The sequence below is a fragment of the Ornithinibacillus contaminans genome (assembly GCF_001038425.2).
Taxonomy (GTDB): domain Bacteria; phylum Bacillota; class Bacilli; order Bacillales; family Amphibacillaceae; genus Ornithinibacillus; species Ornithinibacillus contaminans.
Genome location: NZ_LDPV02000018.1, coordinates 83,318 through 108,589, shown reverse-complemented (window position 1 = coordinate 108,589; position 25,272 = coordinate 83,318). Strand labels below are relative to the sequence as shown.

Here is a 25,272-nt window from a genome sequence, read left to right as displayed (position 1 = left end):
AAAAGCTACTTATGTAATATAATATATTTTTAATAGGAGCCATTAGCTCAGTCGGTAGAGAGCCGCCAACATCTTGAATTACTACTATGTGCAGGCTTGCGAGGAGCATTGCTTCAATGGTTTGCAGAAGCGACGAGCACTTTGGAGCGAGACAGCTTCGAATATGCTACGTGAATCACTTAGCTGAATTTTAAAAGCTACTTATGTAATATAATATATTTTTAATAGGAGCCATTAGCTCAGTCGGTAGAGCATCTGACTTTTAATCAGAGGGTCGAAGGTTCGAATCCTTCATGGCTCATCATATTTGATGCAAATGAAAAACAAGGTTGTTAATCGTAGCAACCTTGTTTTATTTGCATTTTGCGCTTTTTTTTAACATAATAGATAGAGTAATTCATTTTATTGGCAATGAAATTGGAACATTTTTTTGTTCATAACAATGTGTTTAATCATAGATACTATAAAGGGATGGTTGGTATGAAATCTTCTAGGATTCCTGGATTTTATAAGAAGACAGTAGAAGAACGAAGAGAGTTATTGAATGAGACAATTGGTCTCACAGAGGATGACTTAGCGGTATTATCTTCGCGACAAGCATTGCCAATCGAAACTGCAGATAAGATGATTGAGAATGTGGTGGGAACATTTCCACTACCTTTAGGTTTAGGATTGAACTTCTTAATTAATGGGAAAGAATATATTATACCAATGGCGGTTGAGGAGCCATCTGTGGTAGCCTCTGCCAGCCATATTGCGAAACTTGTTCGTGATGCTGGAGGATTTACAACTGAAGCAACGGAAAGAGTTATGATTGGGCAAATCCAGGTTGTTGGATGCGCTGATTATGATGTTGCAAAACAAGCAGTATTGGAAATGAAGAATGAACTAATGGAGGCTGCCAATCAAGCATACCCAAGTATCGTTCAAAGAGGTGGCGGAGCGAAGGATTTGGATGTGCGGATTCTTAATGATTCTCCTGAATCCAATTACGGAAAAATGCTTGTGGTTCACTTATACATTAATACGTGTGATGCAATGGGTGCCAACATTATCAATACGATGGTGGAATCATTGGCACCTACCATTGAAGAAATTACATCTGGAAAAGTTTATTTGCGTATCTTATCGAACTATGCTGATCGATGTGTTGCACGAGCAAAATGTGTTATACCCCCAGAATTATTAGTTACTGGCGAATATTCTGGTGAGGCGGTTCGTGATGGTGTCGTGCATGCATTTGAATTTGCAGATTCAGATCCTTACCGAGCTGTTACACATAATAAAGGGATTATGAATGGGATAGACCCAGTGGTAATCGCCACAGGGAATGACTGGCGTGCTGTGGAAGCAGGCGCACATGCCTACGCATCCCGTTATGGAAGCTATCGCTCAATGACGAAATGGTCTGTAGATAAGGAAGGAAATCTGGTTGGTGAATTGGAATTGCCAATGTCCATTGGGACGGTAGGTGGTGCGATTCGTGTTCATCCGATTTCACAAATTGCGCATAAAATATTAGCAATAGAATCTGCGTCGGAGCTAGCGCAAGTGATTGTAGCTGTAGGTTTGGCTCAAAATCTTGGTGCATTGAAGGCGTTAGTGACAGATGGAATACAAAAGGGGCATATGGCTCTGCATTCCCGTTCTGTCGCAATAGCTGCAGGCGCAACTGGGGAGATGATCGATATTATAGCTGAGAAATTAATAAGCGAAAAAGAGATCCGTGTAGGTAAAGCTAAAGAACTGGTGGAACAATATACAAAATGAGTGCAGAAAAAGTAACAATAACCGATAAATTAATAACAGCAGAAAAAAATGGAATAGGTATTGCCCATAGCAAATTAATCTTAATTGGCGAGCATGCAGTTGTACACGGACAACCTGCAATTGCAATCCCTTTTCCGTTAGTAGGTGTCGAGTCAGTAATCGAGCATAAGCCAGGTTCGATTACCTTTGATAGTACCTTTTATCAAGGGCCAATGGACTCAGCACCACTTGCATTAGAAGGAATTGTGAATAGTATTCATGCCACATTACAGTATTTAGGACTACCAAAGCGAGATATGCTTATTCGCGTGACTTCTTCTATCCCACCAGGAAAAGGGTTAGGTTCTAGTGCGTCAGTAGCGATCGCCATTATCCGATCACTATTTTCCTATGCACAAGTAGACTATACAGAACAAGAGTTATTGCAATTTGCTAATATAGCGGAGAAGTTTGCCCATGGTTCACCGAGTGGAATTGATACACTAACCATTACTTCAGAATCACCGGTTTGGTTTGAAAAAGAGCAAGCGATTAGCTACATCCGACCGAATGAAGATTTTCATTTTATTGTGGCTGATTCAGGTCGTATTGGTGATACTCGTTCAGCGGTGGAATCTGTTGCACACTTACTGAAAAAAGCACCGAAAAAAATCCATTCGAAAATGGAGCGGATTGGTGAGCTTACGCATCTTGCCAAACATGCATTAGAAAAGGCAGGCAAGAATCTCTTGGGTCAAATGCTTAATGAGGCACAAAAGGAATTATCGGCACTTGGTGTAAGTGATGACGGGTTAGACCGATTAATTAATTTTGCCCGAAAAGAAGGTGCCTTAGGTGCCAAGCTAACAGGCGGTGGAAATGGTGGTTGTATCATTGCCCTAGCAAAGAATGAACTTCACTCAAGTCAGTTAGCAGAGAAGCTAAAAGAGTTTGGTGCGCATGCTGTTTGGCCGTTTGTATTGAGAAAACAGGATTAAAGAAAAACGGCATCGCAAAAAGGGGAACAGGAATGAAAGCGACAGCGAAAGCGAAAGCACATACGAATATTGCCCTAATTAAGTATTGGGGTAAGCGAAATGAGTCATTAATTTTACCAACAAATAATAGTCTATCTGTTACATTAGATGGGTTTTATACAACAACAAATGTTTCGTTCGATGAAGGTCTTACGCATGATACGTTCTATTTAAATGATGAGGTAGTAGAGGGAGAACAGTATCATCGTGTCACTCAATTCTTAGATTTAGTCCGTCAGCTTGCTGGAAAACCTATTCATGCCCAGGTTCGTTCGATAAACGCAGTGCCAACAGCTGCTGGCTTTGCATCATCTGCCTCAGGCTTTGCTGCACTTGCTGCTGCATCCAGTCGTGCAATCGGGCTGGATTTATCTGATTCTGAATTATCACGATTGACTCGTCAAGGCTCAGGATCTGCTTGTCGTTCGATATTCGGAGGCTTTGCTGAATGGGAAAAAGGGGAGAAGGAGGATGGTTCAGATTCATTTGCCATCCAAATAGCGCCTAAGGACCATTGGGATATTCGTGTAGCAGCAGTTGTTTTATCGTCGAAAATGAAAAAGGTTTCCAGTAGAGCAGGAATGCGAAGAACGGTTGAAACATCACCATTTTTTAATGGCTGGATTGAAAGCATACCAAGTGATCTGGAAGCGATCAAACAAGGGATTGCTAATCGAGATATCGAACAGGTTGGTGCAATTGCAGAGGCCAATTGTTTAAAAATGCATGCAACAACACTAGGTGCTAGCCCGCCATTTACGTATTGGTTGGATACCACTGTTACTGTCATGCAAACCGTCCAGCAATTACGAGAACAGGGAATACCAGCATACTTCACTATTGATGCTGGCCCAAATGTAAAAGTCTTATATTTGCCAGAACACGAGCAGCTAGTACAAACGACACTACGGGAAGTTCCAGGTGTAACCGATGTGAAATTAAGTCGCGTTGGACAGGGGATAACCTATTTAGGGGATGAGACGATTGTCTAATTCCATGCTGACCATTCAGGTTCCAGGTAAGCTGATGATTGCTGGGGAGTTTGCTGTCCTAGAACCACATCATAATTTAGCTGTTATGGCCGTTAACCGATTTATTGAGGTGACAATTGCTAAAAGCGAGCGGAATCTCATTTCCTTGGAGAAATTTCAACTGACAGATTTACAGTGGGACTTTGAAGAAAATCAAGTAACGATCCGTTCTGCTGATAATCGGGTGAATTTTGTTCAGGAAGCCATGACAGTAGCGTGTATGTACCTAGAGGAAAATGCTATTCCGTTAACACACTTTTCGATGCAGGTAAACAGTGACTTAGATGATAAAGGAACAGGCAAAAAATACGGACTTGGTTCCAGTGCGGCTGTAGTAGTCGGAGTTATCACCGCTATTCTACAGCACCATCTATATGATAAGCCAGATCCGTCACTAGTATTTCAGCTAGCTGCTATTTCCCATGTGAAGGCACAGGGAAATGGGTCGGGTGCAGATGTTGCTGCCTCAACCTTTGGTGGAATCTTAAATTATGCCTCATTCCAGGCAGAATGGCTACGAACGCAATATAAGCAAGCGAATTCCATTATGGAATTACTACATATGGATTGGCCTTATTATCAAGTAAAACCGATTGCGTTATCAGAAGATGTACACCTCTGTATCGGGTGGACAGGTAGTCCGGCCTCAACCGGTAATTTGGTAGAGCGTATTTTACGCTTGCGAACGAGTAAACCAACAGCCTATCAGGCATTTCTGCAGTCTAGTGAAGCGGCTGTGATGATGTTTCTAAACGGTTTAGAAAATAATGATTTTACGGCAATTAAGCAAGGTATCAAACAAAATAGAGCAGCATTAGTAACGGTTGGAAAAGAAGCGCACACGGAACTAGAAACAACCGTTATTAAAACATTATGTGATTTAGCTGAAGAATTTGGTGGAGCAGCCAAACAATCAGGAGCCGGCGGCGGAGACTGTGGCATTGCTTTTATGCCTTCAGCAGAAAGTGCCAAGAAATTAGCAGAAGCATGGCGCCAACAAGGAATCATCCCGTTAGATCTACTTCCATACCCTAATGGAGCAAAAGCCATATAGAGTAGAAAGCAGGTATCGTCCAGGATGACGATACCTATTTTTTTATGTGTAGATGCATACACCATGAAATGAATAGAACGCTAAATCAGTGAAGTCTATTCCCGAAGCGGGTAAAAAGCTTCTTAATTCCATTTTTCACATGTATAAATATTCAAAAAAATGTCGAGTTGAGTCGTTCAACTATTTTAAGTAAAATAAACTTGGAGGTGGCAGTAAAATGAAACGCAATATTTCTTTAATAGGTGTCCCAATGGATCTCGGCCAAAGCCGTCGAGGAGTAGACATGGGGCCAAGTGCACTCCGGTATGCTGGCGCTATCGAAAAATTAGAAAGCCTAACATATAACGTACATGATTTAGGGGATATCCCAATTAATCGTCCTGCGCAAGTAGACGATCAAAGTAAACTAAAAAACGTAGAACAAGTAATAGAAGCTAACGAAAAATTAGCACAGATGGTCGATGATGAAATACAAAAGGATCAATTTCCAGTAATTTTAGGTGGAGACCACAGTATTGCAATTGGTAGTTTAGCGGGAATCGCGAAACACTATACAAATCTCGGGGTTATTTGGTATGACGCACACGGTGATTTAAATACTAGTGAGACCTCGCCATCTGGTAATATTCATGGCATGCCACTAGCGGCAAGTCTTGGTATTGGTCACGAAAAACTAACCAATCTATTTGGCTATGCACCAAAAATTAAGCCTGAGAACATTGTCATTGTTGGTGCGCGTTCCTTAGATCCGGGTGAGCGGGAATTAATTCGCGAAAAAGGAATTAAAGTGTATACCATGCATGAAATCGATCGCATGGGCATGTCTGCTGTGATGGAAGAAACGATTTCCTATTTAAAAGAAAGAACGGATGGAGTACATCTCAGCCTTGACCTTGATGGATTGGATCCTAGTGAGGCACCTGGTGTTGGGACTCCAGTGTTAGGTGGAATGACATATCGAGAAAGTCATTTAGCAATGGAAATGCTAGCCGAATCTGAATTAATCACTTCATTAGAAGTTGTAGAAGTAAATCCAATTCTTGATGAAAAAAATAAAACAGCTACATTAGCTGTTGGATTAATGGGCTCGTTATTTGGTGAAAAGCTGAAATAAGCCTATAAAAACGAAAAGGCATTAATTTTATATTGATGTCTTTTCTTTCTTTAATTATTGGTAATGTTACGGACGCGATATTCGTTAAGCAGTTTATCCAATTTCCTGCTAGCTTCCACCATGACATCTGACGTCAAATGGTGCGATACACTTAGTGCAATCAGTTCTTTTCGGCACTGTTCTATTTTTTGCAGTAAATGCTTATCCATTATATATTCCCCCTATTTCTATACACTAAACTATATTACCCGAATAAATTGTTGCATTGCAACTGTAAATTTAGAAAAATCGATATTTTTTACGAGAAAATACGTTATAATGGAATGGAAAATGTTTCTATTTATGAGTAACCATATATTTTAAAAATTTTTCTAGAAAAAAACGAAACCTTTTTCTCACTAAATCGTAAGGTTAAATACCGCATCAGGCGGAGGTACATGTGATGGAATTAATAAGAGAGAAAATTAAACAGGTTAAAAAAGGGGATCAGGCTGCATTTGAAGATGTGGTAATGTTTTATCAGGATAGGATTTTTCAACATTGCCTACGAATGCTGGGGAATGTGCATGAAGCAGAGGATATTGCACAGGAGGCATTTATCCGTGCGTATGTCAATATCCACTCCTATGATGAACACAGAAAGTTTTCAACCTGGTTGTATCGGATTGCGACGAATTTGACGATTGACCGACTGCGTAAACGTAAACCGGACTATTATCTCGATGCTGAGGTAAAAGGTACCGATGGGCTAGACATGTATTCACAATTAGCTGCAGATGAAAAGCTTCCAGAGGATGAAGTGGAAGGGATTGAGCTACAGTCCTATATTCAACAGCAAATCGCACAGCTTCCACCAAAATATCGTAGTATCATTATGCTGCGTTATTTAGAAGACTTTTCTCTTCAGGAGATAAGTGATATATTAGATATCCCACTTGGGACGGTAAAAACAAGAATTCACCGCGGTAGGGAAGCTTTGCGTAAAAAGCTTCGTCATGTGTAAAAGGAGTGAATCCAGTTGGATTGTAATAAAGAAGCATTGCAGTTAATGCATGGTCATCTAGATGGCGATATTACACGAGAAGAAGAGTCTCGTTTAAAAACGCATCTTGAAGGTTGTTTGGATTGCCAAAGACATCTCCAGGAATTAAAACGAGCAATTACCTTAATTCAAAGCACAGAAAGAGTCAAGGCACCAGATGATTTTGCGAAGAAGGTCATGCAGCATTTACCAGTTGAGAAGAAAGCAATGAGATATTTGCGATGGTTTAAAATGCATCCTGCACTTACTGCAGCGGCAATCTTTTTCATCTTCATGTTTACAGGGTTATTCTCCGCATGGGAGCAAGATACGAAATTAACCGTATCAAACCCTGAGAATCTAATTATTAAAGGTGATACGGTAATCGTTCCAGAAGGTGTGACCGTCGATGGCGATCTGGTTGTGCATAATGGAAACTTAAAAATAGAAGGTACGGTCAATGGGAATGTGACGTTAATCAATGGTCAATTAGTAGAAGACAAAGGTCTGGATAGTGAGGGACTGATGGCTTCGGTAGGAGAAGTGAATGGAGAACTGAAGGAAGTAGACCGCATATTTGAGTGGGTTTGGTACCATATTCAAAACTTGTTCGAAGGGATATTTTCATTTGGTGATTAAAAAACCTGGTTACTGACCAGGTTTTTTGTTCATCTTAAGAATAGAAAGATGGACTCATTTTAAGTAAAATACAATCGTGCGACTAACGTATTACGATACAAAATGTGATATAATAATTACGGTATTTTGTATAGACGGGAAGAGAAATCGATGTATAAAAGGAAGTGCAGACATGCCTAATGGGGATTTCGGGATTTTAGACCTACTAAGAATTGGCGTAGATATAGGTCTCGTCTGGTATGTTTTATATAAATTAATCATGTTAATACGAGGAACAAAGGCAATTCAATTATTAAAAGGTATTGTCGTTGTTTTTGTTGTTCGTATGTTTGCGATGTTATTCAATTTGAAGATCTTAATCTGGGCGACCGATCAGATTATTGATTGGGCATTTTTAGTGATTATTATTTTATTCCAACCAGAGCTGAGAAGGGCACTAGAGCAGATTGGTCGGGGTAATTTATTTGCAAGAGGCACGAGGTCAGAAGAAGAGAAGTTTGATAAGCTTATCACCGACATCGTACATTCTTGTAACTATATGGCCAAACGTCGTATTGGTGCGCTCATCACGATTGAACGTGAGACGGGAATCGGCGAATACATCGAAACAGGTATCCCAATTAACGGGAAATTAACACACCAGCTACTTACAAATATTTTTACGCCAAACACACCACTGCATGATGGTGCAGTTATTATAAAGGAAGATGAGATTGTTGCAGCTGCTTGTTACCTGCCATTATCCGAAAGCCCTTTTATCTCAAAAGAGCTTGGAACGAGGCACCGTGCTGCAATGGGAATCAGTGAGGTTACCGATGCGTTAACCATCGTAGTATCCGAGGAAACAGGTAGCATCTCAGGGACGAAAAACGGTGAGCTTCGCCGGGATTTAGATCAAGACGGGTTACGAGACTTTTTGCTGGAAAATTTATCGCCAGGTCATAAAACTTCCGAAAAGAAACCTTGGAAACTAAGGGGGAAACGACATGGATAATTGGTTTAAAAGCAAATGGTTTATCCGAGGACTCTCCTTAGGGATTGCAATATTATTATATGTGTTTGTTTCGATTGAGGAGGCTGACACGTCCAATGATAGCAACATTCCGTTTGGTGGAACGAGTCAAGCAGAGACAATTGAGGATGTTCCACTAGGAATTCGAATAGATAGTGAAAAATATGTGGTTAGTGGTGTTCCCGAGACGGTTACGGTTTCTTTAGAAGGGCGTACAAGTGACATAACACCAGTTGCGAAACAGAAGAATTTTGAAGTCTTTGTTGATTTAACCGGTTTAGGTGAAGGTGAGCATGAGGTTGAAATCCAATACGAGGATATTTCCGATGAGATAGCCGTCTATATTGAACCGAAAACAATCAATGTCATTATTGAGGAACGCGCTTCTAATGAATTCGAGGTTAGTGTCGATTTCATTAACGAAGACAAGCTACCAGAAGGGTATCAAATTGGTGATTATGAACTAAATACCGATACAGTCACCATTACAAGCTCTAAAGAAGTTATTGATCGAATTGCGATTGTAAAAGTTTACGTGGATGTGGCGGGATTAACCGAATCAATTAACAATCGGGAACTTCCTGTTAATGTTTACGATAGCCAAGGAAATGAACTTGGAGTACGAGTAGATCCGGCTACGGTTGTGATTTCAGCGGAGATTGAAAATCCAAGTAAGACTGTTCCGGTCAGTGTGGCTACCACAGGTACATTGCCAGAAGGCTACTCCATTATTTCCATGGAAGCAAATGTGGAAGAGGTAGAAGTATTCGCTGTGTCGGAGGTTTTAGAATCGATTGAAGAGGTTGCGACAGAGCCAATTAATTTGAATAATTTAACCGAGTCTGGCACGTTGGAGTTGAGTTTGGCTTTGCCAGATGGGGTACAAGCTCCAGGTGTTGATCAAATTGAGGTAGCTGTTCAGCTCGAGAGAACGAGAGACGTTGATAGTGATACAATTGAAGTTGATAATTTAGAGGATGGTCTCTCGGTTAATTTTTTGGAACCAAACGACCAGAAGATAAGTATAACAGTTAATGGAAATGAACAAGATGTTAGTGACTTAACTGCTAACGATTTTCGTATATATATTAATGTAGATGGACTTGATACGGGGGAGCATCAAGTCCCTCTCATTATTGAAGGACCAGACAATGTAACATACAGTTCAGATACAGAAGAGGTAACTATTCACATAGAAGAAGCGTAGAGAAACGACAGGATCGTTTCACGTACTTAAATAACGTCCAGTCAGGATGTAAAGGAGAGGTACAAATGGGTAAATATTTTGGTACTGACGGTGTAAGAGGAGTAGCAAATACAGAGTTAACACCAGAATTAGCATTTAAACTAGGAAGATTCGGTGGCTATGTGTTAACGAAGGAAACAACGAAACCAAGAGTGTTAATCGGACGTGACACACGTATATCAGGAAATATGTTAGAGAGTGCTTTAGTAGCTGGATTGTTATCAATCGGTGCAGAAGTCATGCGCCTTGGCGTCATTTCAACACCAGGAGTTGCCTATTTAACGAAAGCAACCAGTGCACAGGCTGGGGTTATGATTTCAGCATCCCATAATCCAGTAGCGGACAATGGCATTAAATTCTTTGGTCCGGATGGCTTTAAATTACTGGATGCACAAGAAGAAGAAATCGAAAAGCTGTTAGATGAGGAAGAAGATAACCTACCACGCCCATCTGGCGCTGATATTGGTGTTGTAGCGGATTATTTTGAAGCCGGTCATAAGTACCTCTCTTTCCTAAAAGAATCCATTGACAATGATTTTGATGGTATACGAATTGCACTGGACTGTGCACATGGTGCGACATCTGGTTTAGCCATGCATTTATTTGCCGACTTAGAAGCGGATATTTATACAATCGGAGCATCCCCAGACGGGTTGAATATTAATGAAGGTGTAGGATCAACACATCCGGAGACCCTACAAGCGTACGTCTTAGAAAAAGGTGCGGACATTGGTCTTGCATTTGATGGTGATGGTGATCGACTAATTGCGGTTGATGAAAAAGGAAATATCGTGGACGGCGACCAAATCATGTTCATTTGTGCGAAATACATGAATGAAAAAGGATTCCTACGCCACAGCACCGTTGTTTCAACGGTTATGAGTAATATCGGTTTTTATAAAGCACTTGAAGAAAACGGCATGCGCAGTGATAAAACGGCAGTAGGTGACCGTTATGTGATGGAAGAAATGCGCAAAGGCGGCTATAATCTTGGTGGTGAGCAATCAGGACATATTATTTTCCTAGATTACAGCACAACTGGTGATGGCATGCTGTCAGCCATTCAATTAGTAAACGTGATGAAGGAAACAGGCAAAACCTTGTCTGAATTAGCGAGTGAAATGACTGTCTTCCCGCAAGTCTTAAAGAATATTAAAGTAACCGATAAGGAAAAAGCATTAAATGACCCAACCATCAACCAAGAAATCGAAAAGGTTGAACAGCAATTAGGAAGCAACGGCCGCGTACTCGTACGCCCATCCGGCACAGAGCCACTCGTTCGTGTCATGGTCGAAGCACCAACCAAAGAAGAATGTGAACAATACACCGAACAAATCGCGAAAGTAATTGAAGATTTATTAGGCGTGTAATAATTGCGGAAGCCGCTCTCTGTGGAGGGTGGCTTTTTTTGTCTTTGAGCACCGTAAGAGCCCCTGTCACTTAAAGCCAAACCGAAACAATCACAATCAGCCTCGGGACCTAGATAAAACCCAACCTCCGCCCTTCGCGTTTCCCGGCTCAAAAAGGTATGCTAAATGTAAGTAATTGAAGCTGTCAGAAAATAATAAATTACGCTATACTATGTAACAAGTATCATTTTTCAAACAGCTTATAAATTCGAGGGGGAGTATGATGTTAAATTTTTCGAAACCAACAGTTGAGCAATTCTTGCGTACGTATGTCATTTCTGATTTTGCGGTGAGCCGTGATGAGAAGCGGCTAGTATTTAATACCAATTTAAATGGGAAAATGAATCTTTGGGCAATGGATCTTCCGGGTACATTTCCGTATTTATTTGCGCAAAAGGATCAAGGGACGAATTTTATTAAAATTGATCCGAAAAATCGTTATGTGTTAACTGGTTACGATAATGATGGTGATGAGAACTACCAAATTTATGCTGTCCCGACTGAGGGTGGGATTCCGCAAGAATTAATCACCGGTGATGCATCGGAGAAGTACTATTTCGCGCATTTAAGTGAGGATGGAAATCGCGTCTATTATTTAACGTCTGAAGGCAATCCGAACTTCTTAAATACTCGTGTTCGTAATTTGGAGGATAACTCCGACACCCTACTTAATGAAGGGGAAACTGGCCCTACTTATTTGGCTGCTGTGTCAGATAAGGAAGATGTGTTTGTTTATATGCGATTGCTTGCCAATACATATATCCAGCTGTTTGTAAAAGACGGGGAGGAACTGGTTAGTTTAACGCCGGATCCAGAAAAAGTGCATGTTGCAAGCAGCCCTGTGTTTGTTGGGGAAAATGACATCTATTTTACAACAAACTATGAGAGCGAATATAGCTATGTCGCAAAGTATGATCTAAAGGCGAAGAGCTTCACGAAGGTCGTTGAAATTGCGAATGAAAGTATTGAATCAGTACAGTACAATAAAGAAACTAATGTGCTTTATGTTGTAACGGAAAAAGGTGTAGAGGATGTCCTTTATCGTTATGAACTAGCTACAGAAAAGCTTGAAAAATTAACTCCTCCTGTGGATGTCATTGAAAAGCTAGTCGTGACAAAAGCGGGCAACCTCTATCTATTAGGGAGAAGTGCAACGATTCCATTTAACATTTTCAAATCTACAGATGGTGCGGAGTGGCAATCGTTAACAAATAACCGAGTGCTTGGGGTTAGTCAGGAGGAAATGGTCGAGCCGGAAGTGGTGACGTACAAGTCGTTTGATGGGATGAAAATTGAGGCACTGCTCTTTAAAGCAAATCCGGAAAGCGACAACGGCCACACGATTTTCTGGCCGCATGGTGGACCACAAGCATCAGAACGTAAAATGTTCCGTGCCATGTTCCAAAGTGCGTTAAACCGTGGGTACACGATCTTTGCTCCGAACTTCCGGGGTAGTACTGGATACGGTTCATCATTTGTAAAATTAGTGGAGCAGGATTGGGGACATGGCCCACGTCTAGATTGTGTGGCAGGTATCGAATGGCTGTTTGAAAATAACATTACTAATCGTGAAAAGTTATTCCTCGTCGGTGGTAGCTATGGTGGCTATATGGCGCTATTATTACACGGACGCCATCCAGAATACTTTAAAGCCGTTGTAGATATTTTCGGTCCATCTGATTTATTTACTTTTGTAAACTCGGTTCCTCCACATTGGAAGCCGATGATGGAACGTTGGGTTGGCGATCCCGAGCGTGAAAAAGAACGATTTATCAAGGATTCACCGATTACGTATTTAGATACGATGGTAAAACCAATGCTCGTTATCCAAGGGGCAAAGGATCCACGTGTTGTAAAAGAAGAGTCAGACCAAATTGTTGCCAAGTTGAAAGAAAAAGGCCGCAATGTGGAATATCTGGTTCTGGAAGATGAAGGACATGGATTCTCGAAGAAAGATAATGAAATTAAAGTATATAATTTAATGCTTGATTTCCTAGAGAAGCATCAGGGTTAATTTAATTGCTAGTTACGGAGCACACGAGAAACAATCGTGTGCTCATTTTTTTATGAAAAATTGCCAAGGCAGTCTTATACAGAATAGAATTTTCGAATGTATATATGCCGAATTAATGATGGCATCAATGTAGCGGAAAAGCAGGCTAACCAAGCGGTTTAAAGCCAAAAGACACGAATGAAATCAACACGCCATATACTATTTACATCCCCTCCATTTATTTAATGATTGCCAGAATAATTAACTTCGGTTAAAATAAGTTGGTATCCTTTTCGGCGGATAAAATGTTACAGTATTTTCCAAATGTAATGGTGTAATGAAATTTGATTGCATGATTTTTACTGCCAGAAATAGGGTAACAGCGGGATATAAAGGAGGATAGCAGCTAATACTACTAAAAGCGCCAGGACTATTTTCTGAACGGAAAAGGAAAATAGTTGACGAGGTGAAGGTTATCGAAGTTTTCGGCGGATACCTTCCGATTGCACACTCCAATCGTCATGCTTTTTCTTTAAAACAATAGGGTGACCTATTGCACAAAGGGAAAAAGATGAGTGTTACCATAAACACGAGAAAGGGGCTATGAACGCCCCTGAAGAATATTTATTTCAATAGGTCGTTTGTGGCCCCTTCAAACGAGGAGGAACACAACGAAATGTGTGGAATTGTAGGTTATATTGGACAACAGGATTCAAAGGAAGTTTTATTAACTGGACTAGAAAAATTAGAATATCGCGGCTATGACTCCGCAGGTATTGCGTTATTGAATCAAGATGGTGTAAATCTTTTCAAGGTTAAGGGTCGTATTGCGGCACTAAAAGAAGAAGTTGATCAAGATGTTCATGCAACAATGGGTATCGGTCATACTCGTTGGGCAACACATGGGGAGCCAAGTGTAGATAATGCACATCCACATCAAAGTACTTCTGGAAGATTTACCCTTGTTCATAACGGGGTTATCGAGAACTACCAAGATCTTAAACGCGAATATCTTCAAGATGTTACGTTCAAAAGTGAAACAGATACCGAGGTAGTCGTTCAGTTAATTGAAAAGTTTTACCAAACGAATCAGGATACGTTAGCGAGCTTCCGTCAAACAATGGAGCTTCTTAAAGGGTCTTATGCGATCGCTATGATCGATAATGAAGATTCGGATACGCTTTATGTGTCTAAAAATAAGAGCCCATTATTAGTTGGCTTAGGTAATGACTTTAATGTCGTCGCAAGTGATGCAATGGCAACGTTAAAAGTTACCGATCAATACCTTGAAATTCATGACAAGGAAATTGTTATCGTTAACCGCGAGTCTGTTACCATTCAAAAGCTTGACGGTACCGTTTTAGAACGTAGTCCTTACACAGCACAAATTGATGCAAGTGATATAGAAAAAGGCACATACCCACACTTTATGCTAAAAGAGATTGATGAACAACCAATCGTTATGCGTAAAATCATCAAGGAATATCAAAACGATAATAACGAATTGAAGCTTGATGAAAATATTCGTACGGCCATGAAAGCTGCCGACCGCATTTATATCATTGCGGCTGGAACGAGCTATCATGCTGGCTTGGTTGGAAAAGAATTCATTGAAAAATTAGCGAAGATTCCAGTGGAAGTTCACGTTGCCAGTGAATTTTCCTACAATATGCCACTGCTTTCCGAAAAGCCATTGTTTATTTTCATTTCACAAAGTGGTGAAACAGCGGATAGCCGTGCCGTATTAGTAAGTATTAAAGAAATGGGACATCCAGCACTAACGATTACAAACGTGCCAGGATCCACCCTTTCTCGTGAAGCGGATTACACCTTGCACCTATATGCAGGTCCAGAAATTGCCGTAGCTTCAACCAAAGCATACACAGCACAAATTGCTGTACTTGCGATTCTAGCTGTTGATACGGCAAGAGCGAAAGGATTAGAACTAGACTTCGATCCAATGCAAGAGCTTGCCATTGTCGCAAACGCAATGGATGTATTAACCGCACAAAAAGAAGAAATTGAACAGCTAGCTACTGATTATTTAGCGACGTCACGCAATGCGTTCTTTATCGGACGTAGTGCAGACTACAATGTAGCCCTTGAAGGTTCATTGAAGCTAAAAGAAATTTCTTATATCCAAGCAGAAGGATTTGCTGGTGGGGAATTAAAACACGGAACCATTGCCTTAATTGAAAAAGGAACACCTGTTATTGCCCTTGCAACACAGGAAAATGTAAACTATTCAATTCGCGGTAATGTTCAAGAAGTAGTAGCACGCGGCGCAAATGCCATGATCGTCAGCATGAAAGGCTTAGAGCAAGATGACGATGCATTTGTGTTACCTAAAGTACACGAGTTACTAACACCACTTGCAAGTGTCGTACCATTACAATTACTGGCATACTACGCAGCATTACACCGTGGTTGTGATGTTGATAAGCCAAGGAACTTGGCGAAGAGTGTGACGGTGGAATAAGTTTAGTTTTGATATGTCTGAAGTGTTTTTTTGAAAGTAAGTTGTTTTTTGTTGGAAGTAAGTTGTTTGTTTTGAAAGTAAGTATTTCATTTTAAAAGTAAGTTGTTCGTTTGTGAACAAAGAGATACTAATTCGAAATTAATATTGGGCAAAAACACTCTAGAGACTGCCCAGTAACATTGTAGTTAGTAAATTTCAATTGAAAGCTTAATATTACTTTTCACCCTCTGTTCTAAAATAGGAACAGAGGGTTTTTATATGGTTAAGCTGTTGCGATATATTATCTTAAGATTTTTGGAGTCAATTGTTGATGAAGCTAAGAATTAGACATTGATTTTAAAATGCATATAGGATTCTAAATATTAAGTACTTCAACTAACGGGACAGTATTGTGAAATAAGAAAATCATATTTTTTTATGCATAGTTGAAATAAGTTGTGTATAAATGCTTAGTATGAAAAGATTACAATCATTAGCACAATTGATGGAGATTAAACAAGACGACTTCCGTCTGAAACGAGGTGCCCTGAGATCCCTTCATAAGGTTGTCCATTTTAGGGTTATGGATCACTTTTCTTCGGTCCTTTCATCTTATACCGATTTTACAAGGATTTAAAACTCGGAACCAAAAGAAAAATGAATCCCGTTTTATTCTACAACACGGCATTTTTTAGGCGGCAATATTATTTGAGCTCTCTATTATTTCTTCGAATAGAATTTGGCAACATAACGTCTATTTCATGTTCTGAGAAGGTTTGCTCTTCTTCAGTTTTTAATGCTTTTTGAGCTTGGGCGTAGCTTTTGGCATCTGTCCTTGGTGAATTACTGTACACTTCAGCTGTCCTATCCTGTAATTCATCGCGTTTCTTCATTATTTCCTCCATTTCAAGCACCTCAAAATCAATGAGTAAAGAAACATATTCTTCTCTGATTTTCCATAGTAGGTCAGAGGATTTTTGATGCTCCTGAACGGATTCAATCAGATTGAAATTTTTTGCATATGTGTTTAAAATCAACAAAAACAATGAAAGAATTCCACCCACTATCCCAGTGACTTTGTCAGAAGAAATGATTGTTACTAAGAAGCCGCCACTTAAAAGGGCTGATAAGACAATTTGAGCAATTTTAATCCAATCATTTTTTCTTTTTAACCTATGGATTATTTTATTATGACATGTTTGAGTATAGGTAATTCTTCCATACGCTTCCCTTATTTGTGATTCTAGTTTATATCCTTGACTAGCTTGGGAATTTCGTTCCATAAATTTCTCTCCATTTTTGTTTAGCTGAATATGAATTACCTTTATCTTCACTATTAATAGCTTCCAATGACGTATTGTATGCTTGTTTTGCTTTATATTGAAAGCTTCTATCTTTCCATACATAGCGATTACTACCTGGTGCAAGCCAGTAAAGCTTATCTGAATCTATATCCTTTAAGTATTTAAAAAAGTCTCTACTTAGCCAGTCAAAATATACTAATGATTTATCTTTATACTCCCAGTCTTTTAAAAATTTATAGGCAAGAGTATCAATTAATATTCCACTCATAGGAACATTACATGTGTTTTTCCACGCTCTAGCCATTCTACATAATTTTTTAAGGTTTTTATTTGTATCTTTATTTAGCTTATTTATGGCTTCAATCTCTTTTCTAGGGTCAGTTGTTTTCCAGGAGCCACCGCTGTTGGTGTCAGGGTATGTGAAACTATTATTATCATTTAAAAAGGCTGGAACAATTTCAAAATTAATATCATCTGTAAAGTTAATACCAATTACCTGACCATCTCCCTTTAAAAAAGACTTGCTATATGTTTTTTGTAAAACACCTTTTACCTCATTTAATAAGGAATGAATCGGCTACACTTAACTGGACAATAAAAATAAGGTCAAGTAGACTAACCACCAAATTTGGGCATACTGCTTACTGTCATAAGAGATCCATTCTAGAAACTTTACGTGGAGAAGCGGGTATGCTAGCCTTGTCGGCGGGGCCAGGTGTACTTATCAGCTGGCTTCCTGGTCGGGAAAGCATGTCCGCAGAGGCTCCATGTCAAGTTTCGGCATTATTCCACTGTTGTTGCAGTCTACGTTACCCCTATTTAGTTAAGGAGAGACTTACATGAGAGAAAGAAGAACTTTTACTTCCGAATTTAAAGCTCAAATGGTCAAGTTATACGAAAGCGGAAAGCCCAGAAAAGATATCATTAGTGAATACGATTTAACGCCTTCGGCATTGGACAAATGGATTAAACAAAGCAAAACATCTGGTTCGTTTAAAGAGAAGGATAATAGGACACCAGAACAAACAGAGTTGATCAAACTTCGTAAAGAAAACCAACGTTTATTGATGGAAAATGATATTTTAAAGCAAGCTGCGCTGATACTAGGACGAAAGTAAATGTGATCAAAAATAACCGACACAAATACTCGATATCAGCAATGTGTGACGTCCTACAACTCCCAAGAAGTACCTATTATTACGAAGCAAAAGAGCAATCAAAATCAGAAGATGAACTCGCATTTGCCATAATTGATATATTCAATAAAAGTCGCCAAAACTATGGCACACGCAAAATTAAACATGAATTAAAAAAGCTTGGCATAGTTGCATCCAGACGACGTATTGGCAGAATTATGAAAAAGAATGGGCTAGTATCTAAATATACAGTCGCTCAATTTAAGCCTCATGTAGATAAATGTAATGAATCAAAAGCTAAAAACGAGTTAAATAGGGAATTCAATCAACAAAATGAATTATCTGTGGTAGTGAGTGATTTAACATACGTAAGAGTCGAAAATCGATGGCATTACATATGTTTATTTGTTGATCTTTATAATCGTGAAATTATTGGTCACAGTGCTGGGCCTCATAAAAACGCAGGCCTAGTATATCAAGCCTTATCGACTATAAAAGCTGATTTACGGCAAATTCAATTGTTTCACACGGACCGAGGAAATGAGTTTAAAAACAGGATGATTGATGAAGCATTAGAAACATTTAAAATAAAGCGTTCATTGAGTATGAAAGGTTGTCCGTATGATAATGCGGTAGCTGAAGCCACCTTTAAAATTATTAAGACAGAGTTTGTCAAAGGGAAACATTTTGAAAATTTAGAACGGTTGAAATTAGAATTAGATGATTATGTTCATTGGTTTAATCATATCAGAATTCACGGAACACTTGGGTATTTAAGCCCTATTGAATATAAAAATGAACACCTTAAAAAAGTTGTCTAGTTTAGTGTTGACATACCAGAAGATTGACCATTACCTATATAATTATTAAACTTATTATAAGTCGCTAGAGGTAACCTTACAATTATATCTATATCGCTAGAGAAAATTTCTGTTCCTCTTCCATAGGAACCGACATAAAGACTGTGGTTCGTTTCAGATGTACTATTCCAATAATCTAAATTAATTCTTTTTGTGATTTGGCGATACCTTCTTTGTATAGCTTCAATAGTTTCATCACGCATTCTTAAATTACTACAGAAGGTTTCGAAATTTGTACTTACAGACATTGACTCTCCCCCTTAATTTCTGTGAATTACAAAAACATACTTATCTATAATCATATCATACCAATATTATAGATTATAAGATACTCTCTAAAAATATTGTCTTATTCAACTAACGGGTGCAATAGTGAAACTAGGGTGGACCAATTGTGATCGCCTTTTTCTATGGCTAAAATTATGGTTTTATTTTCTGAATATTATGTTATTGTTTAATTAGATGCTATTATGCTAACGGGGCAGGATAGTTGTGCGAAATGTTTCTAGCTTAAATTGAGAATGGATACATTACTCTGGTAAAGGCTAGACGGTTCCATTTCGGAACCGAAGGATTATATCAAAGAATCAAATGAAGAGGTAACGCTCGGAAGGGTTCTCTCTTAGTCGATTAGCACTGGAGTTAGTAAGAATGACACTGTTAAAAGCTCGGTGAAAAGGCGTAAGAATTTACCGTAATAGCGTAGTCTAGCTGTCGAAAGCCTACCCGATGGGGTGGTGTAAATCATGATGCTTGAGTTGAATGAATATGGTGAGTATGCAAATAAACCTACAAGAAAAAGGTTAAGCTGACAAACTTCTGAATGTACGGGTCTAGACCTGCAATACATAGAAATGTGTATATCACCAAATTGTGAGGTTAGATGTGGGTGAGTAAGACTAACTAATATGAAAATCCATGATACGTTACAGGCGTATGAATGCTAACAGGCTTACAGGAAGCACCTAAGTTCATTCTATAATAGATATAATTCAACGTTGTAAGCTGATAACGTGGAGGGCTTACTCCCAATGAAACGGTGACAAGGAAAACAATAATGACAATAGTTATTGTATAACTTCCCTTTATGTCAGTGAAAGTGGTGGTACAGTACCACTGAAATGTCTAATCAACATGGAGGGATAGCCACTAGACTAATGAAGAATCATTCAACCATGTAAGGCAGATCTTTATCGGTTAATAAGGTTCTCGTGAGACTAAAAGAGGTTAACTCCGAAAGGGGTTACCGACTTATTGAAACGGAAGAAGCTGAGACATAATGAGTATTATAATTTACAAGAGTGTTTCGACAATCTCTATGCTCGTAGTGTCGATGGTGAAAAGTTTTATGGATTAATAGAATTGATGAGTTCTAATGAAAATATACGTCTTGCCTATCGAAATATCAAAAGAAATACCGGAAGTAGAACGGCAGGAACAGATAAATTAACAATTAAAGATATTAGTCATTTATCGGTGGAAGATGTAATAGTTACAATTCAAAATATGTTTAAATGGTATGAGCCACAAGCAGTAAGGCGTGTGTTCATAGAAAAGGTAAATGGAAAATTAAGACCTTTGGGAATACCAACCATTTGGGATAGGATTTTTCAACAGTGCGTTTTACAAGTTTTAGAGCCAATCTTTGAGGCAAAGTTTCATAAGCATAGTTATGGATTTAGACCTAACCGAAATACTCATCATGCGAAAGCACGATTTGAATTTCTAATCAATCAATCTGGACTTCATCACTGTATTGATGTCGATATTAAAGGCTTCTTTGATAACGTCAACCACAGTAAACTTTTAAAACAGATTTGGTCGCTAGGGATTAGAGATAAGTCATTAATAGCCATTATTTCTAAACTATTAAAAGCTGAAATTCATGTTGAAGGCATACCGACAAAAGGAACACCGCAAGGCGGTATCCTATCTCCATTATTATCAAACATTGTATTAAATGAACTGGATTGGTGGATAAGTAATCAGTGGGAAACATTCGATAGTGACTTTAAATATAAGACCAGCGGCATTAAATATCAAGCGTTGAAAAAGTCTGGGTTAAAAGAGTGCTTTATAGTCCGCTACGCGGATGATTTCAAAGTCCTATGTCGAACACGTACACAAGCAATCAGAATGAATTATGCCATTAAAGACTTCTTGATGAATAGACTACACCTTGAAACTAGTGAAGAAAAGTCTAAAGTAATAAACCTAAAGAAAAACTCTTCGGAGTTTCTAGGCTTCACCTTCAAAGCAGTGAGAAAAGGAAAGACTAGGTTTGGTTATGTAGCGAAATCGAATATGTCAAATAAAGCAAAAGTTAATGCTTTCAACAAAATCAAGAAGGCTGTTAAAACTATACAGAAGAATCCTAGTAATAAGACCGTTTGGAATTTTAATACGGTAGTCATGGGAATTCAGAATTACTATTCAGCAGCCACTAGAATTACAGTAAATCTTAATGAGTTAAACTCTTATCTGCGAAGAATCATGTATAATCGCCTAAAATTTCTTAGAACAGATGCCAATTTTCATGATATGACCAGAACTTTACAGAAGAGGTATAAAGGATATAAATGCAAATTGTATAAAATAAAAAACATGGTATTTGTACCTATTCATGCCCAAAGACATAAAACAAATTTATGTTTTTCCCAAGATACGTGTAACTATACTCCCGAAGGGAGAGAGAAGATACACAAAGGGTTAAAAGCCATAAGTAAAGAAATTCTATCCTATATCATGAATAGTTTTATTCCAAATCGAACCATTGAATATAATGACAATCGAATAAGTAAATTCATCGCCCAATATGGCAAGTGTGCTATTTCTGGAATGGAGCTAGGTAAAAGCGATTGGCACTGCCATCATAAGAATCCTTACCATCTCTCAAAGGACGATTCATTTTCAAACCTAGTAATACTACATGAATCGGTCCACAGACTTGTACACATGAAAAATAACGATAAGATAACAGCATTAATAAAAATCTTAAATCTATCAAGAATGCAAAAAGATAAGCTTAACGAACTTCGATTACAATGTCATAATCACACAATATGATTTCGGAAGAAAGCAAAATCAAATCTAGAGATACATAAGATTGAATGAATTGGATTAGTTGGAACGCCGTATGCGGTGAAAGTCGCACGTACGGTGTGAACAGGGGGAAAAGGGAGCGATAACTTCAAACCCTTACCTATCTGTATGAGTAAGGAATTTCTAGTTTACCTATATATAGTGTTAAATCATATGATTAACATAGAATATGTGACGGAATTAATTTCGAAGGATATATCATTGAAAAATACTTACACATCAATGAGTGAATGGTTACAAATGCTAATTGTTTTTCTTTTTATTTATTCTCTTTTCTAAGTGTCTTTGTCCTAATATGGATATAAGAATACTAAAGAGATTTAATATATGAAATAATGTTGTATTGCCCTTAGCAATTATAAGCATAACAATTACTAAAGGGACGTATATTTTTATGCCGGTTAAAAATCTTTTTGATATACTCATTTTTTATAGTCAGATACAGTTATTGTCCATGGACTAAGAAAAGGGAAGAGTGCTGCAAGAGTAACTCCGGCAAGGCCTGCACCAATACTAGTTAAATTGTTGACCACAGATTTACTCAAATATATGTCAACTGCCAACCCGGCAAACACGATTTTTGTAACACCCTCTTTAGAGGAAAGTTGATAGCCGCTTCCTTCTATTTGCTCATAATCATCGGGAGTATAACTTGATAGATCAACGTTAAATCCTGCTTCTTGTAGCCTTCTCTCTGCTTCTTCATCAGTTATTTCAAGTACAAATGTGTTGTCATCTTGTACAAGTCCTTCAGTTTCTGCTTCTGCTAATAGTTCGTTTGTTTGTTCTAATTGCTTTTTAACCATTTCTAGTTCTTCTTCAGATATGATTTCTCTTAGTGCAGATATATCATTAATTACAAAAGAACCATTTTCAATTTCAATAAAAGGTGCAGCCAATCCCAATAGCTTATCATCTGTGATAACGCTGTTAGCATAGTCGTCGTAGATAGGTTCTGTTATGTCACCACTACTGCTATTGTTTTGTGCAGAGATGCTAGGGGCTAATAAACTAAATACCATTAATATAGACATAAAACTAAATAAAAATTTCTTCATATCATTTCTCCTCTTTAACTTTTTTTGAAATTACCCCCTAAATAATATGTAGATTAAGGGTAACAGGAGAGGATGACAATATTAAATAGTTTCGCAAATCTACTAAACTCACCCCCTTTGATAATTTATTTGAAACAAATACTATACAACCCGATTGAATAGTTGTTAATATTATCATTATAGTAAATTGTAACACTAGTTTAGTGAATTATTAATGAGGAAAGATAACTAACTTTGAAATGCTTTTTGGCATTTTTTAACTAAGTATGTATCAACGTGTCGAATACACCAAACTTAATACCTATGAATTTGGTGAATACAGTGATGTATATGTGGTCGATAAAGGGTTTAATTGGACTTACGTTATTCCGCACGAAAAAGGGGTATATGGTCCGTATTTTTATCGAAAATAATAATGGAAGAGAAAGCGAAGCCAATTTCCTCATAAAATTCCTTATATAGGGGAAAATTATTCCGACTTTATTATTCGGGAGGTTGCTGCATGAGAAACACAAGACAGATTTTAGTAATAATGATGGTACTTTCATGGCTTTTTCCCTTTTATTTGTAGGAAGGCAGTCCATTAAACGCTTTTTGCCTGCATCACTACTTATGGTGATAACAGTGCGAATCGTAAATGTTATAGCGAAAAAGAGAAGATGGTGGTGGTGGTATACTAAGATCCATCCTTCTGTGTCGGGTTCATTTCCTTTTGTCTATGGTCCCTTTTTTGTAAGTTCTTTCTGGCTTTTGAAATATTCCTATGGTAAAGTAATGAAATATTTCGGTTTGAATTTATCTGCACATTTACTATTTACATATATCTTAGAGCCAATTTTAAATAAATTGGGTATTGCATCCTTGGTGCGTATGAGGAAGATAGAGTTAATGTATGTTTTTGTGGCATTAGCAACATTATTATATGGATTTCAGTTTGTAAGTGAAAGTGTGGCAGTGACTAAAGAGCGATCTCAGTAAACGAAGATTGAATCCAATTTCTGGTGTAAAACTAATAAATACCCTTAAGTCCAGGTAGCGGTAAGCGTTATCTGGGCTTTTTGCTAAGGTATCTTTTCGTATACCAAGATACACTAATGTGCCTACTTCCAATATTGATTCCTAGTAAATATAATGAACCATAGGAGCACATCGAAAATATAGGAGGTAACAGATTGAATCCATATCACAGCAAGCCGAACACATTTGTAAACCATGTTCATTTACACGTTCAAAACCTTAATCGTTCACTGACGTTTTACCAGGAGATGATGGGGTTTCAAATTATAGAACAAACCGATAAACAAGCCGTATTAACAGCAAACGGTGTAACGCCGCTGCTTACGATTGAAGAACCAGAAGGTATCACGCCCAAAGAAAGCCGTACAACAGGTTTGTATCATTATGCATTGTTGTTTCCTACGCGTAAAGATTTAGGCAAATTAATCATTCATCTTTTGCAAGCACAGTATCCCTTGCAAGGTGCTTCGAATCACGGAATCAGTGAGGCGCTTTATTTCGCAGACCCGGATGGCAATGGGATTGAAGTTGCCGTCGATACGGATCCGTCAACTTGGCGGACCGAAACGGGTGAAATAGACTTTTCGAATAATGGTCCGATGGATGTGGAAGGCGTGATTGCCGAAGCGGACGGGGAAAGCTGGACTCAAATCCCGGAAGAAACCATTATCGGACATCTTCATTTGCATGTAGCGGATTTGGAAAAAACAAAGGAATTTTATCGTGATGGTTTAGGATTGGATATTATGTTTGATTTTCCGAATCAAGCGGTGTTTTTCTCAAGTGGTGGTTATCACCATCATATTGGAACGAATATATGGAACGGCAAGAACGCCCCGAGACCTAGTTCCAATAGTGTAGGAATGCGCTATTATAATCTAGTATTGCCGAGTGAGGAAGCAAGGAAATCGGTAGTGGCCAAATTAGAAGCATTGGGTTATCCCGTAACAGAAGAGAATGGGAAATGCTTTACAGAAGATCCATCTGGAAATCGACTTTACTTGGACTGATATTCTTCCAATCCCTTATCGA

The 25,272-nt window shown here is 38.5% G+C and carries 22 protein-coding genes, 1 tRNA gene and 1 pseudogene; 18 read left to right on the top strand and 6 right to left on the bottom strand.

The annotated features are described in order from the left end of the window. Window positions 1–228 precede the first annotated feature (228 nt). The 6 genes from JF53_RS03885 (at window position 229) to rocF (ending at window position 5,985) form a co-directional block, all read left to right on the top strand. Window positions 229–301 (top strand) — tRNA-Lys (locus tag JF53_RS03885). A gap of 179 nt (window positions 302–480) precedes the next feature. Continuing rightward, the gene (locus JF53_RS03880) at window positions 481–1,770 is read left to right on the top strand and encodes a hydroxymethylglutaryl-CoA reductase, degradative (RefSeq protein WP_047980540.1); all 1,290 of its coding nucleotides are present in this window, start codon (window positions 481–483) and stop codon (window positions 1,768–1,770) included. Beyond that, window positions 1,767–2,747, top strand: a complete 981-nt coding sequence (gene mvk, locus JF53_RS03875; RefSeq protein WP_047980539.1) for a mevalonate kinase — start codon at window positions 1,767–1,769, stop codon at window positions 2,745–2,747. Before JF53_RS03880 ends, mvk begins: the two co-directional genes overlap by 4 nt. A 32-nt stretch (window positions 2,748–2,779) precedes the next feature. Then, the gene (gene mvaD / locus JF53_RS03870) at window positions 2,780–3,778 is read left to right on the top strand and encodes a diphosphomevalonate decarboxylase (RefSeq protein WP_047980538.1); all 999 of its coding nucleotides are present in this window, start codon (window positions 2,780–2,782) and stop codon (window positions 3,776–3,778) included. After that, the gene (locus tag JF53_RS03865; protein ID WP_407944455.1) at window positions 3,762–4,871 is read left to right on the top strand and encodes a phosphomevalonate kinase; all 1,110 of its coding nucleotides are present in this window, start codon (window positions 3,762–3,764) and stop codon (window positions 4,869–4,871) included. Before mvaD ends, JF53_RS03865 begins: the two co-directional genes overlap by 17 nt. 217 nt (window positions 4,872–5,088) lie before the next feature. Beyond that, window positions 5,089–5,985, top strand: coding sequence for an arginase (gene rocF / locus JF53_RS03860; protein ID WP_047980537.1), 897 nt, complete (start codon window positions 5,089–5,091; stop codon window positions 5,983–5,985). A 50-nt stretch (window positions 5,986–6,035) separates the two neighbouring features. On the opposite strand, the gene JF53_RS17165 is transcribed toward rocF, so the two are convergent. After that, window positions 6,036–6,194, bottom strand: coding sequence for an aspartyl-phosphate phosphatase Spo0E family protein (locus JF53_RS17165; RefSeq protein ID WP_083443537.1), 159 nt, complete (start codon window positions 6,192–6,194; stop codon window positions 6,036–6,038). A gap of 233 nt (window positions 6,195–6,427) precedes the next feature. Here JF53_RS17165 and sigW point away from each other — a divergent pair, with 233 nt between their 5' ends. From sigW to glmS, 7 genes are all read left to right on the top strand, one after another. Next, complete coding sequence (gene sigW / locus JF53_RS03855) at window positions 6,428–6,988, top strand: RNA polymerase sigma factor SigW (protein ID WP_047980536.1); 561 nt, start codon at window positions 6,428–6,430, stop codon at window positions 6,986–6,988. Window positions 6,989–7,003: 15 nt separating this feature from the next. After that, window positions 7,004–7,645 (top strand): zf-HC2 domain-containing protein, encoded by a 642-nt coding sequence (locus JF53_RS03850; RefSeq protein ID WP_047980535.1) that lies wholly within the window; start codon window positions 7,004–7,006, stop codon window positions 7,643–7,645. 172 nt (window positions 7,646–7,817) lie between these two features. Beyond that, window positions 7,818–8,639 carry a diadenylate cyclase CdaA gene (cdaA, locus tag JF53_RS03845; protein ID WP_047980534.1) on the top strand — a complete coding sequence of 274 codons (822 nt, stop codon included), beginning with the start codon at window positions 7,818–7,820 and terminating at the stop codon, window positions 8,637–8,639. Further along, a complete protein-coding gene (locus JF53_RS03840; RefSeq protein ID WP_047980533.1) occupies window positions 8,632–9,864 on the top strand; it encodes a CdaR family protein in 1,233 nt (410 codons plus the stop codon). Before cdaA ends, JF53_RS03840 begins: the two co-directional genes overlap by 8 nt. A gap of 65 nt (window positions 9,865–9,929) precedes the next feature. Next, window positions 9,930–11,273 carry a phosphoglucosamine mutase gene (gene glmM, locus JF53_RS03835; protein WP_047980532.1) on the top strand — a complete coding sequence of 448 codons (1,344 nt, stop codon included), beginning with the start codon at window positions 9,930–9,932 and terminating at the stop codon, window positions 11,271–11,273. A 262-nt stretch (window positions 11,274–11,535) separates the two neighbouring features. Continuing rightward, window positions 11,536–13,326 (top strand): S9 family peptidase, encoded by a 1,791-nt coding sequence (locus tag JF53_RS03830; protein WP_047980531.1) that lies wholly within the window; start codon window positions 11,536–11,538, stop codon window positions 13,324–13,326. A 655-nt stretch (window positions 13,327–13,981) separates the two neighbouring features. Then, window positions 13,982–15,784 carry a glutamine--fructose-6-phosphate transaminase (isomerizing) gene (gene glmS / locus JF53_RS03825; protein WP_047980530.1) on the top strand — a complete coding sequence of 601 codons (1,803 nt, stop codon included), beginning with the start codon at window positions 13,982–13,984 and terminating at the stop codon, window positions 15,782–15,784. Between the two features lie 683 nt (window positions 15,785–16,467). Here glmS and JF53_RS03820 read toward each other — a convergent pair. From JF53_RS03820 to JF53_RS17825, 3 genes and pseudogenes are all read right to left on the bottom strand, one after another. Next, window positions 16,468–17,097 carry an SLATT domain-containing protein gene (locus tag JF53_RS03820; protein ID WP_236686901.1) on the bottom strand — a complete coding sequence of 210 codons (630 nt, stop codon included), beginning with the start codon at window positions 17,095–17,097 and terminating at the stop codon, window positions 16,468–16,470. Beyond that, window positions 17,024–17,371, bottom strand: coding sequence for a hypothetical protein (locus JF53_RS17830; protein WP_236686900.1), 348 nt, complete (start codon window positions 17,369–17,371; stop codon window positions 17,024–17,026). The genes JF53_RS03820 and JF53_RS17830 overlap by 74 nt, the downstream gene beginning before the upstream one ends. A 48-nt stretch (window positions 17,372–17,419) precedes the next feature. Continuing rightward, window positions 17,420–17,641: pseudogene (locus JF53_RS17825) on the bottom strand (SMODS domain-containing nucleotidyltransferase); the annotation flags it as partial. Window positions 17,642–17,906: 265 nt separating this feature from the next. On the opposite strand from JF53_RS17825, the gene JF53_RS03805 reads away from it, so the two are divergent. Further along, window positions 17,907–19,024 (top strand): IS3 family transposase gene (locus tag JF53_RS03805; protein WP_087946637.1). Its coding sequence is split into 2 segments (ribosomal slippage): window positions 17,907–18,150 and window positions 18,150–19,024, totalling 1,119 coding nucleotides; the frame shifts between segments, so codons are not numbered across the junction. On the opposite strand, the gene JF53_RS03800 is transcribed toward JF53_RS03805, so the two are convergent. After that, window positions 19,021–19,311 carry an SMODS domain-containing nucleotidyltransferase gene (locus tag JF53_RS03800; RefSeq protein ID WP_047980528.1) on the bottom strand — a complete coding sequence of 97 codons (291 nt, stop codon included), beginning with the start codon at window positions 19,309–19,311 and terminating at the stop codon, window positions 19,021–19,023. The two genes, JF53_RS03805 and JF53_RS03800, sit on opposite strands and share 4 nt — an antisense overlap. Before the next feature lie 1,006 nt (window positions 19,312–20,317). Here JF53_RS03800 and ltrA point away from each other — a divergent pair. Next, window positions 20,318–22,129: a group II intron reverse transcriptase/maturase gene (gene ltrA, locus JF53_RS03795; RefSeq protein WP_047980527.1), complete on the top strand. Its 1,812-nt coding sequence runs from the start codon at window positions 20,318–20,320 to the stop codon at window positions 22,127–22,129. A 458-nt stretch (window positions 22,130–22,587) separates the two neighbouring features. Here the strand turns inward: ltrA and JF53_RS03790 are convergent, their stop codons facing one another. Beyond that, window positions 22,588–23,223 carry a hypothetical protein gene (locus tag JF53_RS03790; RefSeq protein WP_047980526.1) on the bottom strand — a complete coding sequence of 212 codons (636 nt, stop codon included), beginning with the start codon at window positions 23,221–23,223 and terminating at the stop codon, window positions 22,588–22,590. 266 nt (window positions 23,224–23,489) lie between these two features. Here JF53_RS03790 and JF53_RS17160 point away from each other — a divergent pair, with 266 nt between their 5' ends. The 3 genes from JF53_RS17160 to JF53_RS03780 all read left to right on the top strand — a co-directional run bounded on the left by JF53_RS17160 (window position 23,490) and on the right by JF53_RS03780 (window position 25,250). Beyond that, window positions 23,490–23,636 (top strand): DUF4275 family protein, encoded by a 147-nt coding sequence (locus JF53_RS17160; RefSeq protein ID WP_083443535.1) that lies wholly within the window; start codon window positions 23,490–23,492, stop codon window positions 23,634–23,636. Window positions 23,637–23,718: 82 nt separating this feature from the next. Then, window positions 23,719–24,201, top strand: coding sequence for a hypothetical protein (locus tag JF53_RS03785; RefSeq protein WP_047980525.1), 483 nt, complete (start codon window positions 23,719–23,721; stop codon window positions 24,199–24,201). Window positions 24,202–24,395: 194 nt separating this feature from the next. Continuing rightward, window positions 24,396–25,250, top strand: coding sequence for a VOC family protein (locus tag JF53_RS03780; RefSeq protein ID WP_047980524.1), 855 nt, complete (start codon window positions 24,396–24,398; stop codon window positions 25,248–25,250). Window positions 25,251–25,272 lie beyond the last annotated feature (22 nt).

Coding starts and splice junctions, on each gene's coding strand:
- JF53_RS03880 (WP_047980540.1), top strand. CDS start 481: ATGAAATCTTCTAGGATTCCTGGATTTTATAAGAAGACAGTAGAAGAA.
- mvk (WP_047980539.1), top strand. CDS start 1,767: ATGAGTGCAGAAAAAGTAACAATAACCGATAAATTAATAACAGCAGAA.
- mvaD (WP_047980538.1), top strand. CDS start 2,780: ATGAAAGCGACAGCGAAAGCGAAAGCACATACGAATATTGCCCTAATT.
- JF53_RS03865 (WP_407944455.1), top strand. CDS start 3,762: ATGAGACGATTGTCTAATTCCATGCTGACCATTCAGGTTCCAGGTAAG.
- rocF (WP_047980537.1), top strand. CDS start 5,089: ATGAAACGCAATATTTCTTTAATAGGTGTCCCAATGGATCTCGGCCAA.
- JF53_RS17165 (WP_083443537.1), bottom strand. CDS start 6,194: ATGGATAAGCATTTACTGCAAAAAATAGAACAGTGCCGAAAAGAACTG.
- sigW (WP_047980536.1), top strand. CDS start 6,428: ATGGAATTAATAAGAGAGAAAATTAAACAGGTTAAAAAAGGGGATCAG.
- cdaA (WP_047980534.1), top strand. CDS start 7,818: ATGCCTAATGGGGATTTCGGGATTTTAGACCTACTAAGAATTGGCGTA.
- JF53_RS03840 (WP_047980533.1), top strand. CDS start 8,632: ATGGATAATTGGTTTAAAAGCAAATGGTTTATCCGAGGACTCTCCTTA.
- glmM (WP_047980532.1), top strand. CDS start 9,930: ATGGGTAAATATTTTGGTACTGACGGTGTAAGAGGAGTAGCAAATACA.
- JF53_RS03830 (WP_047980531.1), top strand. CDS start 11,536: ATGTTAAATTTTTCGAAACCAACAGTTGAGCAATTCTTGCGTACGTAT.
- glmS (WP_047980530.1), top strand. CDS start 13,982: ATGTGTGGAATTGTAGGTTATATTGGACAACAGGATTCAAAGGAAGTT.
- JF53_RS17830 (WP_236686900.1), bottom strand. CDS start 17,371: ATGGCTAGAGCGTGGAAAAACACATGTAATGTTCCTATGAGTGGAATA.
- JF53_RS03800 (WP_047980528.1), bottom strand. CDS start 19,311: ATGTCTGTAAGTACAAATTTCGAAACCTTCTGTAGTAATTTAAGAATG.
- JF53_RS03790 (WP_047980526.1), bottom strand. CDS start 23,223: ATGAAGAAATTTTTATTTAGTTTTATGTCTATATTAATGGTATTTAGT.
- JF53_RS17160 (WP_083443535.1), top strand. CDS start 23,490: ATGTATCAACGTGTCGAATACACCAAACTTAATACCTATGAATTTGGT.